This is a genomic window from Promicromonospora sukumoe 327MFSha3.1, assembly GCF_000385135.1.
GTDB lineage: Bacteria > Actinomycetota > Actinomycetes > Actinomycetales > Cellulomonadaceae > Promicromonospora > Promicromonospora sukumoe_B.
In genome coordinates this window covers 764,372-779,977 of sequence record NZ_ARQM01000011.1, presented here as the reverse complement: position 1 = coordinate 779,977, position 15,606 = coordinate 764,372, and the positions used below count along the sequence as shown (strand labels likewise).

Annotated in this window: 14 protein-coding genes; all 14 read left to right on the top strand. The window is 75.5% G+C overall.

Going from position 1 to position 15,606, the window contains the following annotated elements; all coding sequences use genetic code 11:
• Positions 1 to 96 precede the first annotated feature (96 nt).
• The 14 genes from H291_RS0117230 to H291_RS0117165 all read left to right on the top strand — a co-directional run bounded on the left by H291_RS0117230 (position 97) and on the right by H291_RS0117165 (position 15,586).
• Entirely contained in the window at positions 97 to 1,047 is a 951-nt protein-coding gene (locus H291_RS0117230; protein ID WP_020016253.1) for a patatin-like phospholipase family protein, read from the top strand.
• The gene (locus H291_RS0117225) at positions 1,044 to 2,270 is read left to right on the top strand and encodes a macrolide family glycosyltransferase (protein ID WP_020016252.1); all 1,227 of its coding nucleotides are present in this window, start codon (positions 1,044 to 1,046) and stop codon (positions 2,268 to 2,270) included. The genes H291_RS0117230 and H291_RS0117225 overlap by 4 nt, the downstream gene beginning before the upstream one ends.
• 2 nt (positions 2,271 to 2,272) lie before the next feature.
• On the top strand, positions 2,273 to 2,755 hold the full coding sequence (locus H291_RS0117220; RefSeq protein ID WP_026365857.1) for a hypothetical protein: 483 nt from the start codon (positions 2,273 to 2,275) through the stop codon (positions 2,753 to 2,755).
• Entirely contained in the window at positions 2,752 to 3,687 is a 936-nt protein-coding gene (locus tag H291_RS30555; protein WP_020016250.1) for a hypothetical protein, read from the top strand. Before H291_RS0117220 ends, H291_RS30555 begins: the two co-directional genes overlap by 4 nt.
• Positions 3,688 to 3,875: 188 nt before the next feature.
• Positions 3,876 to 5,099, top strand: a complete 1,224-nt coding sequence (locus H291_RS0117210) for a glycosyltransferase family 4 protein (protein ID WP_033326979.1) — start codon at positions 3,876 to 3,878, stop codon at positions 5,097 to 5,099.
• Between the two features lie 202 nt (positions 5,100 to 5,301).
• The gene (locus H291_RS0117205; RefSeq protein ID WP_051109510.1) at positions 5,302 to 6,393 is read left to right on the top strand and encodes a Gfo/Idh/MocA family protein; all 1,092 of its coding nucleotides are present in this window, start codon (positions 5,302 to 5,304) and stop codon (positions 6,391 to 6,393) included.
• Positions 6,390 to 7,436, top strand: coding sequence for a dTDP-glucose 4,6-dehydratase (locus H291_RS0117200; RefSeq protein WP_020016247.1), 1,047 nt, complete (start codon positions 6,390 to 6,392; stop codon positions 7,434 to 7,436). Before H291_RS0117205 ends, H291_RS0117200 begins: the two co-directional genes overlap by 4 nt.
• A gap of 35 nt (positions 7,437 to 7,471) precedes the next feature.
• Entirely contained in the window at positions 7,472 to 8,587 is a 1,116-nt protein-coding gene (locus tag H291_RS0117195; RefSeq protein ID WP_157237176.1) for a DegT/DnrJ/EryC1/StrS family aminotransferase, read from the top strand.
• Between the two features lies 1 nt (position 8,588).
• Positions 8,589 to 9,245: a NeuD/PglB/VioB family sugar acetyltransferase gene (locus H291_RS0117190; protein ID WP_020016245.1), complete on the top strand. Its 657-nt coding sequence runs from the start codon at positions 8,589 to 8,591 to the stop codon at positions 9,243 to 9,245.
• Positions 9,242 to 10,423 carry a glycosyltransferase gene (locus tag H291_RS30550; protein ID WP_084468183.1) on the top strand — a complete coding sequence of 394 codons (1,182 nt, stop codon included), beginning with the start codon at positions 9,242 to 9,244 and terminating at the stop codon, positions 10,421 to 10,423. Before H291_RS0117190 ends, H291_RS30550 begins: the two co-directional genes overlap by 4 nt.
• On the top strand, positions 10,416 to 11,978 hold the full coding sequence (locus tag H291_RS0117180) for an oligosaccharide flippase family protein (protein WP_020016243.1): 1,563 nt from the start codon (positions 10,416 to 10,418) through the stop codon (positions 11,976 to 11,978). The genes H291_RS30550 and H291_RS0117180 overlap by 8 nt, the downstream gene beginning before the upstream one ends.
• Positions 11,975 to 13,141 (top strand): DegT/DnrJ/EryC1/StrS family aminotransferase, encoded by a 1,167-nt coding sequence (locus H291_RS0117175; RefSeq protein WP_020016242.1) that lies wholly within the window; start codon positions 11,975 to 11,977, stop codon positions 13,139 to 13,141. Before H291_RS0117180 ends, H291_RS0117175 begins: the two co-directional genes overlap by 4 nt.
• Positions 13,138 to 14,334: a glycosyltransferase family 2 protein gene (locus H291_RS30545; protein WP_020016241.1), complete on the top strand. Its 1,197-nt coding sequence runs from the start codon at positions 13,138 to 13,140 to the stop codon at positions 14,332 to 14,334. The genes H291_RS0117175 and H291_RS30545 overlap by 4 nt, the downstream gene beginning before the upstream one ends.
• A 34-nt stretch (positions 14,335 to 14,368) precedes the next feature.
• Positions 14,369 to 15,586: a rhamnosyltransferase WsaF family glycosyltransferase gene (locus H291_RS0117165; protein WP_020016240.1), complete on the top strand. Its 1,218-nt coding sequence runs from the start codon at positions 14,369 to 14,371 to the stop codon at positions 15,584 to 15,586.
• The last annotated feature ends 20 nt before the right edge of the window (positions 15,587 to 15,606 follow it).

The window sequence follows — 15,606 nt, the reverse complement described above, 5'->3', positions numbered from 1 at the left end:
CCGACGGCCGGAGTGGTATCCGCCGTCACAGACCGGGTCCCTGTCCGGTCGGGTGGATGACGGTGCCGTTCGTCGGATCAGCAAGGAGTCGCCGCCATGAGGTTCGCACGTGGGTCGAACGGCCTGCCCAGGGGGCTGCGGGGGCTGCCCCGGCCCGTCGCCGCGGTGGTCGGCGGGGGCGGGGTGTACGGGGCCACGCAGGTCGGGGTCGGCTACGCGCTGGAGCAGCACGGGTTCGTGCCGGACCTGATCGTGGGCACGTCCGTGGGCGCGTTCAACGGGGCCGTGGCCGCCGCGCACCCCGGCACCGCCGCGCGGTCGCTGGCCCTGACCTGGACGGGGCTGCGGCGCCGGGAGGTCTTCCCGTTCGGCCTGCGGTCCTTCCGGGCCGGCCTGTTCGCCGACGCCGGCCTGCGCCGGCTGATCAGGCGGGCCGGCCTGCCGGCCCGGATCGAGGACCTGCCGGTCCCCTTCGTCGCGGTCGCGACGGACCTGGTGACCGGCGAGCCGGTGCTGCTGGACCACGGCGACCTGGAGTCCGCCCTGCTCGCGAGCGCCGCCATCCCCGGCGTCCTGCCCCCGGTGGAGCGGGACGGCCGGATCCTGGTCGACGGCGGCGCGGTCGCGCACGTCCCGGTGCTCGCCGCCCGGCAGGCCGGGGCCGCGAGCGTGGTGGTCGTGGTGACGGGCCGCGAGGCCCTTCCGCTGCGCACCACCGCCCCGCCGCGGCGGGCCGAGGCCGTCGCCGCGCGGGCCGGGCTGCTGATGATGCACCAGCAGATCGAGCGCGACCTGCGCGAGGTGTCGCGCGAGATCCCGACCGTGGTGCTGCCCACGGGCGTGGTGGCCTGGCCCGCGCTGTGGGACTTCAGCCACTCCCGCCGGCTGATCGACGCCGCGCTGCTCTCGGCGAGCCGGTTCCTCGACGAGCTGGTCGTCACCGGCCCGGGCCTGTACCGGCGCGAGCCGGTCGCGGCGGCGCCCGGCACCGCGGCCGGAACCCGGACCGGGAAACGCACCGCGGCCCGGACCGGAGACCAGCGATGAGCACCGTCGCGTTCCTGAACATCGGCATGCACGGCTACGTCAACCCGACGCTACCGGTCGTGGCCGAGCTGGTCCGCCGCGGGCACACGGTGACCTACCACACGACCCCGGCGTTCGCGGCGCAGATCGAGGCCGCGGGCGCCCGGGTACACCTGTACCCCGGCGGCGACCTGCCCCTGCCGGACCCGCCGATCCCGCTCGCGATGATGGCGGGCCTCGCGCACGCCGCCGTCGACCTGCTGCCCGCCGTGCTCACGGACCTCCGCGCCGACCGGCCGGACCTGGTGGTGCACGGCGCGGCGTGCCCGTGGGGCGCCGTCGCCGCGCGGGAGCTCGGGGTGCCCGCGGCCGCGACGTTCACGACGTTCGCGTTCAACCGGGAGGTCCCCAGCCCCGGCCGGTCCCGGGACCTCCTGGCCGCCGCCGCGGCCCATCCCGCCATCGCCGGGCGCTACGCGCGGTCCCGCTGGGCGCTGCAGCGCCGCTACGCGACCGACGGGCTGCCCGTGACCGATCTGATGGACGCACGCGAGCCGCTCAACCTGGTCTTCACCTCCCGGTCGTTCCAGCCCGGCGCCGACCTGTTCGACCCGTCCTTCCGGTTCGTCGGGGCGAGCGTGGGCTCCCGCCTGCCCGACGACGCGTTCGCCGCCGACCGGCTCACCGGCCCCGTGCTGTACGCGTCGCTGGGCACGGTGTTCGACGGCGGCCCCCGGCTGCTGCGCACGTTCGCCACCGCCCTGGCTCCGCTGGGCGGCACCGTGGTGGTCTCCACGGGGCAGACGGACCCCGCCGACCTGGGGACGCTGCCGGGCAACGTGCTCGCCCGCCGGTCGGTGCCGCAGCTCCAGGTGCTGGCGCAGGCCGCGCTCTTCGTCACCCACGGCGGCATGAACAGCGTCAACGAGGCGATGCTGGCCGGCGTGCCCACGCTCGTGGTGCCGCAGGGCGCCGACCAGCCGCTCGTGGCGCGGCGGGTGGTCGAGCTGGGCGCTGGCCTCACGCTCGGCCCCGGGGACGCGACCGCCGACACCGTGTCCACCCTGGCCCGGCGGCTGCTCGACGAGCCCCGCTTCCGCGCGGCGGCCGCGGTGCAGCGGGCCGCGCAGCAGGAGGCCGGCGGCGCGCCCCGGGCCGCGGACGAGCTCGAGCGGTACCTCGCCGGGGCCGCCGGCGGCGCGGCCGCCGGGGGTACGTCCACCGGCCCCGGACGGGAGGGGTGAGCGTGCCGACCGCCGTCGTCGTGCTGCTGGTGCTGGCCGGGCTGTCCGAGAGCGCCGGGCGGGTGCTCCCCCTGGTGGCCCGCCGGCCCCGGCTCTCGCCGGGGTTCCTCGTGCTGCTCATGACGACGGGGACCGTCGTCGAGGGGACGGTCGTCGCCCTGTGGCCGCTGACCGCCTGGACCCTCGCCGAGCTGGTGGGCGGCCCCCTGGCCGGGCCCGCCCTGACCTGGACGCCCGCCCTGGTCGCGCCGATGCTGCTCGCCGCGGTCCTCGCGTTCCCGCTGCTCGGCCCGGCGCTGCACCTGCTGCTCGTCGTCGGCGTGGGGGCCGGCCTGGCCGGACCGCTGGCCGCCGCGTCCGGGCTGGGCTGGTGGGCCGCCGCCGCGTGCGTCGCCGGGGCCGGGCTGGGGCTCGCCGGCGCCGTCGAGGTGGTGCGGCGCGTGACCGCCCGGCTCATGGCCGGTGCCCGGGAGGTGCCGGCATGAGCGAGCTGCTCCCCCTGTTCCTGGTGCTGGCGATCGGCCCGTTCCTGCTCGCCGAGGGCCTGCTCGCCCGCTACGAGCTGATGGTCTGGACGATGGGCTGGCGCGCCCAGGCCCCGGTGCTGCCCGCGAACGTGCCCTACGCCCGGGGCGCCGAGCCGGACCGCCCGCCGGACGCCTACCTGGTCTACCTCGACGGCATCGGCAAGCGCCGGTTCACCGACACGCGCGACGGCGGCCAGCTCGTCCAGGCGATCATCGCCGGCGCCCCCGAGCTGCGGGTGCTGGGCCAGGTGCAGCCCTACTCCCCGCTGGCCGACCCGCTGGTGGGCCGGCCGGTGTGGGACTGGCTGCGGCGGCACGTCGGCATCACCCTGTTCCTGCACAACGTGATGCAGATCTTCGTGGCGGCCGACCGCCGCTACCGGCCGCTGTACAACCGCGCCGTGGGCGGCCACATCGCCGAGCAGCTCCGGCTGGCCGGGTACGAGCCCGGCAGCGGCATCCCGGTGGTGCTGCTCGGCTACAGCGGCGGCGCCCAGGTGGCGCTCGGCGCGGTCGAGGAGCTGTTCACCCAGCTGCGCGCCCCGGTCTGGCCGATCACCCTGGGCGGGTTCCACAACGGCGCCAACGACCTGACGCACGCGACCGGCGTGCACCGGCTGACGAGCTCGAACGACTGGATCGAGCGGGTCAGCACCTGGCTCTTCCCGGAGCGCTGGCGGCTGCTGCGCCGCAGCCCGTGGAACCGGGCCCTCGCGGCCGGGAAGGTGAGCGTGCACCGGCTCGACCCGGTGACCCACATCGGGCCGCTGAGCTACATCAGCCCGACGGCGCGGTTCGACGACGGGCGAAGCTACCTGGACCGCACCACCGACACCGTCGTCGGGATCGTCCGCGAGGAGGTCCGGGCGGCCCGTAGGAACACCGGATGAAATACCGCGACGGTTTACCGCGGCACCTTTTCACCCATTCATGAGATACCGTCGGGAATCAAGTGGGGAACGGGGTGATTCCCGGGTGATGTCTCGCGGGGCGGATATCACCCGCGCGCCCGGGTGAATCCCCGTTCTCACCCGCTCCCCGGCTTTCTGGGCCGTGCCGTCGGGGCAACACTTTCCTCATGCATTCCGACGCCCCACATGTTCTGGTGATCATCCAGAACCTGCCGTTCCGGATCGACCGCAGGGTCAGGTCCGAGTGCCGCGCCCTGACGGACGCCGGCTACCGCGTGAGCGTCGTCTGCCCGCAGGAGAACGACGACGAGCCGGCCCGGTTCCAGGTCGACGAGACGACCGTGTACTCCTACCCGCCTCCGCCCGAGTCGCGCGGCGTCCTGGGATACGTGCGCGAGTTCGTGGTCTGCTGGTGGCGCACGGCGCGGGCCGCGGCGCGGGTGCACCGCGACGCGCCGTTCCAGGTGATCCAGGCCTGCAACCCGCCGGACACGTACTGGCTGCTCGCGCTGCTGTGGCGGCTGCGCCGCGGGGTGCGCTTCGTCTACGACCAGCACGACCTGTGCCCCGAGGTGTACGTGGCCAAGTTCGGCCGGCGCGACCTCCTGTACAGGGCCCTGCTCCTGCTGGAGCGCGCGACGTACCGCACCGCGGACCACGTGATCTCGACGAACGGCTCCTACCGGCAGATCGCGCTGGAGCGCGGGAACGTCGACCTGAGCCGCAGCTCGGTGGTGCTGAGCACGCCCGACGCCGACCTGATGCGCCGCGGCGACCCCGAGCCGGGGGCCCGTGACCTGGGCAAGTACCTCGTCTGCTACGTGGGGATCATGGGCTCGCAGGACGGCGTCGACCGGCTGCTGGCGGCGATCGAGCACGTGGTGAAGGTGCGCGGGCGCACCGACGTGCGGTTCGCGCTGCTCGGGTTCGGGGACGCGCTGGAGGAGCTGCGCGCGGACTGCACGCGCCGCGGGCTGGACCTCTGGGTGCACTTCACCGGACGGGTGGACCACGCCGCCATCGGTCGGTGGCTCTCCAGCGCCGACCTGGGCGTCACGCCCGACCCGCCCAGCGAGTTCAACGACCGCTCCACCATGAACAAGACGCTGGAGTACATGGCGCACGAGCTGCCCGTCGTGGCGACGGACCTGACCGAGACCCGGCGCAGCGCGGGCGACGCGGCGCGGTACGTCGCCGGGAGCGACGCGGCGCCGTTCGGCGACGCGATCCTCGAGATCCTCGACGACCCGGACCGCGCCCGCGCCATGGGCCTGGCCGGTCGCGCCCGGATCGAGGGCGAGCTGGCCTGGTCCCGCCAGGCCGAGACGTACGTGCGGGTGTTCGACGGCCTGACGGGCCGCTCCCGCGCATTGTCCGAGGAGCGCGGCTGAATGCCGGTCACGGCATTCTGAACGGCCGCGCCCGCATTCATATTTCACCTCCGGGTGAAACTCCCCTCCGGGTGATAAAAGACCGGTCAGGGGTGAATTAGAAAGGCACCGGCCGGTTCGCCTCCACGCCGGGACGTACATTGATCGGAGCCAGGATGACAACACTCCGGGCCGATCCGAGCTGATACCGGAAGAAGGCAGCATGGACCAGAAAACCTTGCGGGCGGCCGTGGTGGGCGCCGGCTACTGGGGACCCAACCTGGCACGCAACTTCGCGGCGTCCGACCGCTGGGAGCTGGCGGCGGTCTGCGACCTCGACGCGGACCGGGCGGCCCGCGTGGCCCGCGCCAACGGCCGGGTCGACGTCGAGACGTCGCTCGACGCGCTGCTGGAGCGGGACGACGTCGACGCCGTCGCCATCGCCACCCCGGCCCGGACGCACCACGCGATCGCGCTGGCGGCGCTGCGGGCCGGCAAGCACGTGGTCGTCGAGAAGCCGATCGCCGACCGCGCGGCGGCCGCCGGCGAGATGGTCGCCGAGGCCCGGTCCCGCGGGCTGGTGCTGATGACCGACCACACCTACTGCTACACGCCGGCGGTCCGCAAGATCCGCGAGCTGGTGGCGGGCGGCGACCTGGGCGACATCCTGTACATCGACTCGGTGCGGATCAACCTCGGGCTGGTCCAGCCGGACGTGGACGTGTTCTGGGACCTGGCGCCGCACGACCTGTCGGTCCTCGACTTCATCCTGCCCGACGGCCTGCAGCCCGGGTCGGTGGCCGCGCACGGCGCCGACCCGATCGGCGCGGGCAAGTCCTGCGTGGGCTACCTGGTGCTGCCGCTGCCCGGCGGCGCGGTGGCCAGCGTGCACGTGAACTGGCTCAGCCCCACGAAGGTGCGGCGGATGACGATCGGCGGGTCGCGCCGCACGCTCGTGTGGGACGACCTGAACCCGCAGCAGCGGATCAGCGTCTACGACCGCGGTGTGGACCTGGAGACCCAGGCGTTCGACAGCCTGGAGCGCCGGGCCGCGACCATCTCCTACCGCCTGGGCGACACCTGGTCGCCCGCCCTGGAGGAGCGCGAGGCGCTCGGCTCCATGGTGGGCGAGCTCGCCGCGGCGATCCACGGCGAGCGCCCGGCCCTGACCGACGGCGCGGCGGGCCTGCGCGTGCTCGACGTGCTGGAGGCCGCGGACCGCAGCCTCGCCGCGGGCGGCGACGTCTCCCCCGTCGGGACCGGCGCACGCACGCCGGTGCTCGCGGGCGAGCCGGCCGGGAACGGTGCGGCATGAGCGGCCTGAACGGGGCGCGCGTCCTGGTCACGGGCGGCGCGGGGTTCATCGGCAGCCACCTGGTGGACGAGCTGGTCCGCCGCGGCGCGGCGTCGGTCACCGTGGTGGACAACCTGGTCAACGGGCGGCGCGAGAACATCGCGCACCACATCGCCGACGCCGCGGCGGACGACGCCACCGTGCGCCTCGTCGCCGACGACATCCGCAGCGAGGCGGCGCTCGCGCTGGTCGACGACGCGGACGTCGTCTTCCACCTGGCCTGCCTGGGGGTGCGGCACAGCCTGCACAACCCGCGCGAGAACCACGAGGTCAACGCCACCGCCACGCTGGAGCTGCTCGAACGGGCACGCGCGGCGGGCGTGCGGCGGTTCGTGCACGTCAGCTCCAGCGAGGTGTTCGGCACCGCGCAGTACGCCCCGATGAACGAGGAGCACCCGACCTGGCCCGAGACGGTCTACGGCGGGTCCAAGCTGGCCGGGGAGGCGTACGCGCGCGCCGCGTACCGCACGCACGGCATGCCGGTGGTCGTGGTCCGGCCGTTCAACACGTTCGGCCCGCGGAGCCACTTCGAGGGCGACAGCGGCGAGGTGCTGCCGCGCACCATCGTGCGGGCCCTGTGCGGCCTGCCCGGCTTCGTCTACGGCGACGGCGAGCAGACGCGCGACTTCCTGCACGTCAGCGACACCGCGCGGGCCCTGGCCGAGATCGCGGAGTGCGACGCCGCGATCGGCCGCACGGTCAACGTGGGCTCGGGTGCCGAGGTGACCATCAACGAGCTCGTGGAGACGGTCGCCCGGCTCGCCGGCCGGCCCGACCTCGAGCCGGTGCGGCTGGAGGCGCGTCCGGGCGACGTGCGCCGCCTGCTGGTGGACAACACCCTGGTCAGCGAGCTGACCGGGTTCGCGCCGCGCACCGGCTTCGAGCAGGGCGTCGCCGACCTGGTCGACTGGTTCCGCACCCGGCCCGAGAGCCCGGAGGAGATGCTGAGCCGCATCGAGGACCGCAACTGGGTCGCGTCCGAGCCCGCGGGGGTGACCTCGTGACCGCCGTGGAGGAGGGCCTGCAGCGGGTCGACGTCATGAAGCCGTGGCTCGGCGCCGAGGAGGTCGCCGCGGTCACCGAGGTGATCGAGTCGGGCTGGGTGGCCCAGGGCCCGCGCGTCGCCGCGTTCGAGGCGGCGTTCGCCGAGGCGATGGGCGCCCGCGCCGCGGTGGCGACGTCGAGCTGCACGACGGCGCTGCACCTCGCCCTGGTCGTGGCGGGCGTCGGCGCCGGGGACGACGTCGTCGTGCCGTCCTTCTCGTTCGTCGCGACGGCGAACGCGCCCACGTACGTGGGTGCGCGGCCCGTGTTCGCGGACGTGGACGCCGCCACCGGCAACGTGACGGCCGAGACGGTGGCGGCCGCGCTCACCCCCGCGACCCGCGCGGTGATCGCGGTCGACCAGGCCGGCGTGCCGGTGGACCTGGCCGCGATCCGCGAGGTGTGCGACCCGCTGGGCGTCGTGGTGATCGAGGACGCCGCCTGCGGCGCGGGCTCGACCTACCGCGACCGCCCCGTCGGGGCGGGCGCCGAGATCGTCGCGTGGTCGTTCCACCCCCGCAAGATCCTGACGACCGGCGAGGGCGGCATGATCACCACCAGCCGCCCGGAGTGGGCCACCCGCGCCCGCCGCCTGCGCGAGCACGCCATGAGCGTCTCGGCGGCGGACCGGCACGCCTCGCTCGTGTCGCCGCCGGAGGAGTACGACGAGGTCGGCTTCAACTTCCGGATGACGGACCTGCAGGCCGCCGTCGGCCTGGTGCAGCTCGGCCGCCTGCCCGCGATCGTGGCGCGGCGGCGGGAGCTCGCCGCCCGTTACCGCGCGGCGCTGGCCGGCGTGACCGGCCTGCGCCTCGTCGACGACCCGGCCTACGGCACCGGCAACGTGCAGTCGCTGTGGGTGGAGGTGCTGCCGGGCTACGGTCTCGACCGGGAGGGGCTGCTCCAGGCCCTGGCCGCCGCGAGCATCTCCGCGCGGCGCGGCATCATGGCCGCGCACCGGCAGCCCGCGCACGCCGACCGGACCCACATGCCGCTGCCCGTGACCGAGCGGCTCACGGACGGCACGCTGATCCTGCCCCTGTTCCACCAGATGACGGACACCGAGCTCGACCGCGTGGTCCAGGTGCTCCGCGGGTACGGGGGGCAGTGACGTGGCGGCGAGCTGGGGCGGGCCGCTGCTGCTGGTCGGGGCGAGCGGGCTGGCCCGCGAGGTGCTACCCGTGGCCGCCGAGGCCGGGCACGAGGTGCTCGGCGTCCTCGACGACCGCCACGCCGACCTGCCGCCCACGATCGGCGGCGCCCCGGTGCTGGGGCCGGTGACGTCCGCGGCGCAGCACCCCGGCGCGCACGTGCTGCTGTGCATGGGCCCGAGCCGGACCCGCGCCGCGGTGCACCAGCGGCTGGGCACGGGCGTGACCTACGGGCGTGTGGTGGACCCGTCGGTGCGCAACCCGGGCGGGTGCCCGGTCGGGGAGGGCTCGATCCTGCTGGCGGGCGTGACGATCACCGCCGACGCGACCGTCGGCGCGCACGTCGTCGCCATGCCGCACGTGACGATCACGCACGACTGCGTGGTCGAGGACCTCGCGACGCTGGCCGCCGGGGTCTCCCTCGGCGGCGGCGTGCGGGTGGGCCGCGCGGCCTACCTCGGCATGAACGCTTCCGTGCACCCCGGCGTCCGGATCGGCGCGGGCGCCGTGGTGGGCATGGGCGCCGTGGTCCTGACCGACGTGCCGGACGGCGAGACGTGGGCGGGCGTGCCGGCCCAGCGCCTCAGGTCCGGCAGCACCGTGGGAACGACGCCATGAGAGTCGTCGTGTACGTGCACCACATGGAGATCGGTGGCAGCCAGCTCGGCGCCCTCGAGCTCGCCCGGGAGACCATGGCCCGCGGCCACGACGTGCTGGTGCTCGCGCCTCCGGGCGGAGCCCTGTGGGAGGTGGCGGACCGGTTCGGGCTCGACACGGTGACCCTGCCGACCCACCTGAGCTGGCCGTCCCCCCGGAACATGGCGCAGGTCGTCTCCGCCGTGCGGCGGACCCGCGCCGACGTGGTGCACGCCTACGAGTGGGGCCCCGCCATCGACGTGGCGCTCGGTACGCACCTCCTGGCCGGCACGCCGGCCGTGGTGACGACGATGTCGATGTACGTCTCCGGGTACATCCCGCGGCACCTCCCCCTCGTGGTCGGCACCCGCCAGCTCGCCCAGGAGGCGGCGGACCGGGCCTACCGGCACGTCGAACTCCTCGAGCCGCCCGTGGACACCGTCGCCAACGCGCTGGGCGTCGCGGGCGGCCCAGAAGCTCGAGCACGGTGGGGGTTCCGGCCCGATGACGTCGTCGTCGCCGTGGTCTGCCGCCTCACCGACGACCTCGACAAGACGGCGGGCATCCTCGAGGCGATGGACGTGGTCGAGCAGGCCGGCCCCGCCAGCCCGGTCCGACTGCTCGTGGTGGGCGACGGCCCCCGGGCCGACGCCACGGCGGCACGTGCCGAGAAGGTCAACGCCGAGCTGGGGCGGCCCGCAGTCGTCGTGGCGGGCGCACTCGACGACCCGCGGCCCGCGTACGACGCGGCCGACGTAGTCATCGGCATGGGCAGCTCCGTCCTCAAGGGGATGGCGTTCGGCAAACCGGTCGTGGTCCAGGGCGAGCGCGGGTTCTGGCGCGGCCTCGACGAGCCGAGTCTGTCCACGTTCCTCGACCAGGGCTGGTACGGGGCCGGCGGCGCCGGGGCACCGGCGCTGGCGGCCGCGCTGGACCCGCTGGTCCGCGACGCCGGCCTGCGAGCGGAGCTCGGCGCGTTCGGCCACCGTGTCGTGACCGGACGGTACTCGCTGACGGCGTCGGCCGAGCGGATGGAGCAGATCTACCGTGCCGCGGCGGCAACCGGACGCCGCTCCCCGCGCGCCCTGGCCCGGCTCGCGGCCCGCGTCGCGCTGGACGTCACCCGCGGCCGACTACGGGAGAGGCCAACCCGTGACTGACACAGGCACCCTGAGCGGCCGGGTCGGCCGCGCCCTGCGCTGGAGCACCACGGGCACCGTCGTGGTGCGGCTGGGCAACCTCGGGCTCGGCATCGTCATCGCCCGCATCGTGTCGCCGGAGGAGTTCGGCCTGTACGCGATCGCCCTGACGGTGCAGAGCGTCGTGATGGCGCTGGCCGACCTGGGCCTCAGCGCCGACCTGGTGCGCAGCCCGGACTTCGAGCGGCGGACCGGCCCGGTCGCGGTGCTCGGCCTGGTCACCGGCGGCACCCTGACCCTGCTCACCGCACTGTCCGCCCCGGCGCTCGCCTCCGCCATGGGCGGCCCCGGCGCGGCCGGGCCCATCGCCATCCTGGCCGCGACGTTCCTGCTGGCGGGCGTGGGCGTCGTGCCGTTCGCCACGCTGCAGCGGCAGCTCGACCAGCGCGGGCTGTTCCGCTCCAACGCCATCGACTTCGGCGTCGGCGCCGTGGTGACGCTCGTGCTCGCGGTGTTCGGCTACGGCCTCGTCGGCCTGGCCGTGGGCCGGGTCGCCGGCCAGGCGTGCGGCGTCGCCACGCAGTTCTGGCTCACCCGGACCCGGCTGCGGTTCTCGTGGGACCGCACCGTGGCCCGCTCCGTGCTCGCGTTCGGCCTGCCCGTCGCGGCCGCCAACCTGCTGTCCTGGGTGCTGCTGTCGGTCGACCGCGTGGTGCTCGGCAACCTGGCCGGCGCCGTCGAGCTCGGGTTCTACGTGCTGGCCGCGAACATCTCGACGTGGCCCATGACGCTCGTCGGCCAGGCGCTGCGGTCGGTCACGCTGCCCGCGTTCTCGCAGGTGCGCGAGCGTGCGCGGGCCGCGCTCGTGCCGCTGCTCGGCCCCGTCTGGTGGGCGGTCGCCGCGGCGGCCGCGATGCTCGCCGCGCTGGCCCACCCCGTCGTCGTGCTCGTCTACGGCGCGCGGTGGGAGCCGGCCGCGCAGATCCTGGTGCCGCTCGCCGTGGTGGGCGCGGTGCGCGTGGTCTCCGACGTGCTGGCCGGGTACCTGTACGCGCTCGGCCGCTCGCGCGGTGTGCTCGCGGTGCAGGTGGTCTGGCTCGTCGCGCTGGTCCCCGCGACCGTCGCGGGCGCCCGCCTGGGCGGGAGCATGGGCGTCGCGACCGCGCAGGCCGCCGTCGCCGTCGGCGTGCTGGTGCCCGCCTACCTGGTGCTGCTGCGCCGCTCCCGCGACGAGGTCGCGGCCCTCGCCCGGGCCCTCGCGGTCCCGGGCCTCGCCGCCGTCGCCGCCGTCGCCGCGGGCATGGCGGCCGCGGACCGCGTCGAGAACGCGCTGCTCGGCGGCCTGCTCGCCGGGGCCGTCACCCTCGTGCTGTACGTCGCCACCACGTTCGCGTGGGTGCGGCCGCGCTGGCGCGCCGCCCGCACGGCCCTCGACGGGCCGGACGAGGCCCAGCCCCCGGAGGAGCCGCCGGCCGAGCCCGCTCCGATCACCCTGCCCGTGCCCCGGCTCGATCCACCGGAGCCCGCGGTGGCGCATGCCGTCCCGGCTGCCCGACCGAGAGGAACCACCCCATGACCGAGACCCTGACCACGACCTCCCCCGTGCCCGCGCCGGAGCCCGTGCCCTTCCTCGACCTGGGCGCGCAGACCGCCGAGGTCGAGGCCGACGTCCGCGAGCGCTGGGACGAGATCCTGCGCACGTCCGGTTTCGTGCTCGGGCCGGACGTCGAGCGGTTCGAGCGCGAGTTCGCCGCCTACTGCCGGGCGCGGCACGCCGTGGGGGTCGGCAACGGCACCGACGCGCTGGAGATCGGCCTGCGGGCGGCGGGGATCGGCCGCGGCGACGAGGTGATCGTCCCGGCCAACACGTTCTTCGCGACGGCGGAGGCGGTGCTGCGCTGCGGCGCCCTGCTCGTTCCGGCCGACGTCGACGACGACTTCCTGCTGGACCCGGAGGACGTCGCCGGGCGCCTGTCGGCGCGCACCCGCGCCGTGATCGGCGTGCACCTGTACGGGCAGATGGCGCCCGTGGCCCGGCTGCGCGAGCTGGTGGGCCCCGACGTCCTGGTCGTCGAGGACGCCGCCCAGGCGCAGGGCGCGAGCCGGGACGGACTGCGCTCCGGCGGCGCGGGCGACGTGGCCGCGACCAGCTTCTACCCGGGCAAGAACCTGGGCGCGTTCGGCGACGCCGGCGCGGTCATGACGTCGTCGGACGACGTCGCCGAGCGGGCGCGCCGGCTGCGCAACCACGGCGGCGTCAACCGGTACGAGCACCTGGAGGTCGGCGCGAACTCGCGGCTCGACTCCCTGCAGGCCGCCGTGCTGTCCGCGAAGCTGACCCGGCTGGACGCGTGGAACCTGCAGCGGTCCGAGGCCGCGGCCCGCTACGGCGCCCTGCTGGCCGAGGCGTTCCGGGACGTCCCGGAGGTCGTGGCGCCGCGCGAGCTGCCGGGCGCCGCGCACGTGTGGCACCTGTACGTGGTGCGGGTGCCGGACCGGCCCGCGGCGTCGGCGGCGCTGACGGCGGCCGGCATCGGGCACGGCATCCACTACCCGGCCCCGGTGCACCTGCTGCCGGCGACGGCGCACCTGGGCTTCCGGCCCGGCACCGCGCCGCGAGCCGAGGCGCACGCCGACCAGATCCTCTCGCTGCCGATGTTCCCAGGCATCACCGCGGCCCAGCAGGAGCGCGTGGTGGCCACACTGCGCGACGCCGTGACGGGGCGGGGTCCGCGATGAGCGGCGGGCCGCTGGACCGCGCGGCCACCGCGTGGCGCGCGTGGGTGGACCGCGGCGCGGTGGGCGGCGGCGCGGGCGCGCGGGTGGTGCGGACGCTCGGGTCGTGGGTCTCCTCACCCCTGGCGCCCCACTCGTTCCGCCGGCGCCCGGCCGCGGCCCCGCAGCTGCGGCCCCGCGTCTCGGTGGTGGTGCCGTGCTTCGGCTACGGCCGGTTCCTGCCGCAGACCATCGGCAGCCTGGTGAGCCAGGAGGGCGTCGACGTCGAGGTGATCGTCGTGGACGACGCCTCCACCGACGACAGCCTCGCCGTCGCGCGCGCCCTGGCGGCCGAGCACCCGGGCGTGACGGTGCTGGCCAACGAGGAGAACCTCGGCCAGGTCGCGTCGTTCAACCGCGGCTGGGAGCACAGCACGGGCCAGTTCGTGGTGCGGCTGGACGCCGACGACATGCTGCCGCCCGGCGCGCTCGCCCGGGCCACGGCCCTGCTGGAGCAGCACCCGGAGGTGGGCCTGGTCTACGGGCACCCGCAGCACTTCGAGGACGGCACGCCGCCCGTACCGGCGCTCGGCGAGCTGTCCTGGACGGTCTGGGACGGGCGCGCGTGGCTGGCCGAGCGGTGCCGCACGGGCGTCAGCTGCATCACCTCCCCCGAGGTGGTCATGCGCTCCGACCTGCTCAAGGACGTGGGTCCGTTGGACCAGCACCTGAAGTTCACGATGGACGTCGAGATGTGGCTGCGCCTGGCCGCCGTGGCCGACGTCGGCTACGTGGGCGGGGCCGACCAGGCGCTGCACCGCGAGCACGCCGCCAGCCTGAGCGTGAACGAGGGGTCCGGTGCGCTGCTGGACCTGCGCGCCCGCGTGGACGCCTACGACCGGCTGTTCGCCAACGTGGGCGACCGGATCGCGGGCGCCCACGGGCTGCGCGACCGGGCCCGGTCCGCCCTCGCCCAGGACGCCCTGCGGTACGCGGCGGCCGCGGCCGACCGCGCCGAGTCGCCCGCTCCGTACCTGGACCTCGCTACCGAGGTCTGGCCCGCCTCCCGCCAGTGGCGCTCGACGGCGCGGGTGGTCGCGCGGGCGGAGCGCGCCGAGCGGACGGGCCGGGCCGGGTACGGCGCCGTCGTCCGCCGGATCGTCCGCCGCGGGCGGGTCGAGCTGATGTACCTGCGCTGGGCGACGTCCGGCCTGTGACCGCGCCCGTGCCTGTGACGAGGGAGAACTGCCGATGAACCGGCTGACCAAGGCCACCGCCAAGCTCCGCCGCCTGCGCCGCGTGGGCGCCCGCGGGCTGGCCCAGCGCGCCGCCGCCCGCGCCTACCGGAGCACGGACGCGGCCTCGCTCGGCTTCCAGCTCGACCCGGCGGACATCGTCGGCGACTTGCCGCACGTGCTGCCGACCCCCGACCCGGTGCTCGGCGGCCGTCCCCTGACCGTGGGCTGGGTGACGTCGCCGCCCGCCGCGGGCTCCGGCGGGCACACCACGCTGTTCCGCATGGTCGAGGGCCTGGAGGCGCGCGGTCACAAGTGCGTCGTGTTCCTCTACGACCGGCACGGCCTGGACATCGTCCAGCGCACCGCCGAGCTGCGGCAGGGCTGGCCCGGGGTGCGCGCCGAGGTGCGCGACGCCCGGGCGGGCATCAGCGGCATGGACGCGGTCGTGGCGTCGTCGTGGGAGTCCGCGCACGTGATCGTGTCCCGGGGCCTGCGCCCCGCCCACCGGCTGTACTTCATCCAGGACTACGAGCCCTACTTCTACCCGCGCGGGTCGGAGTACGAGCTGGCGGCCATGACCTACCGGTTCCCGTTCCGGCGCATCGCGCTGGGCGACATGGTGGGCGGGTGCCTCACGTCCGAGCTGGGGCAGGACAGCGACGTGGTGCCGTTCGGCTGCGACACCGACACCTACCACCTGCCCGACGTCGAGCGGCCGCGGTCCGGCGTGGTGCTGTACGCCAAGCCCGACGTCGGCCGCCGCGGCTACCTGCTGGCCCGGCTCGCCCTGGAGCGGTTCCACCGCGCGCACCCGGAGCAGGAGATCCACGTGTACGGCTCGCGCCCGGCGGACCTGACGTTCCCCGTCACGTTCCACGGCCGGCTCACGCCCGCGGAGCTGAACGACCTGTACGGGCGGGTGGTGGCGGGCCTGGCGATGTCGTTCACCAACATCTCGCTGGTGGCCGAGGAGATGCTGGCCGCCGGCGTCGTGCCCGTCGTCAACGACTCGCCGCTGGCGCGCGCCGACCTGCCCAACCCCTACGTGGGCTGGGCCGAGCCGACGGCGGCCGGCATCGCCGCGCAGCTCACCGCCGCCGTCGAGCGGCCGGACGCCGGCGCGTACGCGGCCAAGGCCGCCGCGAGCGTCCTGGGCCGGTCCTGGGCGCCGGCGCAGGACGCGGTGGCCCGCATCGTGGAGGACGAGGTCCGTGGCGCGGCGCACGGCTGAGCCGGCCGCGCACGGCGCAC

Bases quoted from the DNA above. Each gene is read 5' to 3' on its own strand.
- H291_RS0117230 (WP_020016253.1), top strand. From the start codon at position 97: ATGAGGTTCGCACGTGGGTCGAACGGCCTGCCCAGGGGGCTGCGGGGG.
- H291_RS0117225 (WP_020016252.1), top strand. From the start codon at position 1,044: ATGAGCACCGTCGCGTTCCTGAACATCGGCATGCACGGCTACGTCAAC.
- H291_RS30555 (WP_020016250.1), top strand. From the start codon at position 2,752: ATGAGCGAGCTGCTCCCCCTGTTCCTGGTGCTGGCGATCGGCCCGTTC.
- H291_RS0117210 (WP_033326979.1), top strand. From the start codon at position 3,876: ATGCATTCCGACGCCCCACATGTTCTGGTGATCATCCAGAACCTGCCG.
- H291_RS0117205 (WP_051109510.1), top strand. From the start codon at position 5,302: ATGGACCAGAAAACCTTGCGGGCGGCCGTGGTGGGCGCCGGCTACTGG.
- H291_RS0117200 (WP_020016247.1), top strand. From the start codon at position 6,390: ATGAGCGGCCTGAACGGGGCGCGCGTCCTGGTCACGGGCGGCGCGGGG.
- H291_RS0117195 (WP_157237176.1), top strand. From the start codon at position 7,472: ATGAAGCCGTGGCTCGGCGCCGAGGAGGTCGCCGCGGTCACCGAGGTG.
- H291_RS30550 (WP_084468183.1), top strand. From the start codon at position 9,242: ATGAGAGTCGTCGTGTACGTGCACCACATGGAGATCGGTGGCAGCCAG.
- H291_RS0117175 (WP_020016242.1), top strand. From the start codon at position 11,975: ATGACCGAGACCCTGACCACGACCTCCCCCGTGCCCGCGCCGGAGCCC.
- H291_RS30545 (WP_020016241.1), top strand. From the start codon at position 13,138: ATGAGCGGCGGGCCGCTGGACCGCGCGGCCACCGCGTGGCGCGCGTGG.
- H291_RS0117165 (WP_020016240.1), top strand. From the start codon at position 14,369: ATGAACCGGCTGACCAAGGCCACCGCCAAGCTCCGCCGCCTGCGCCGC.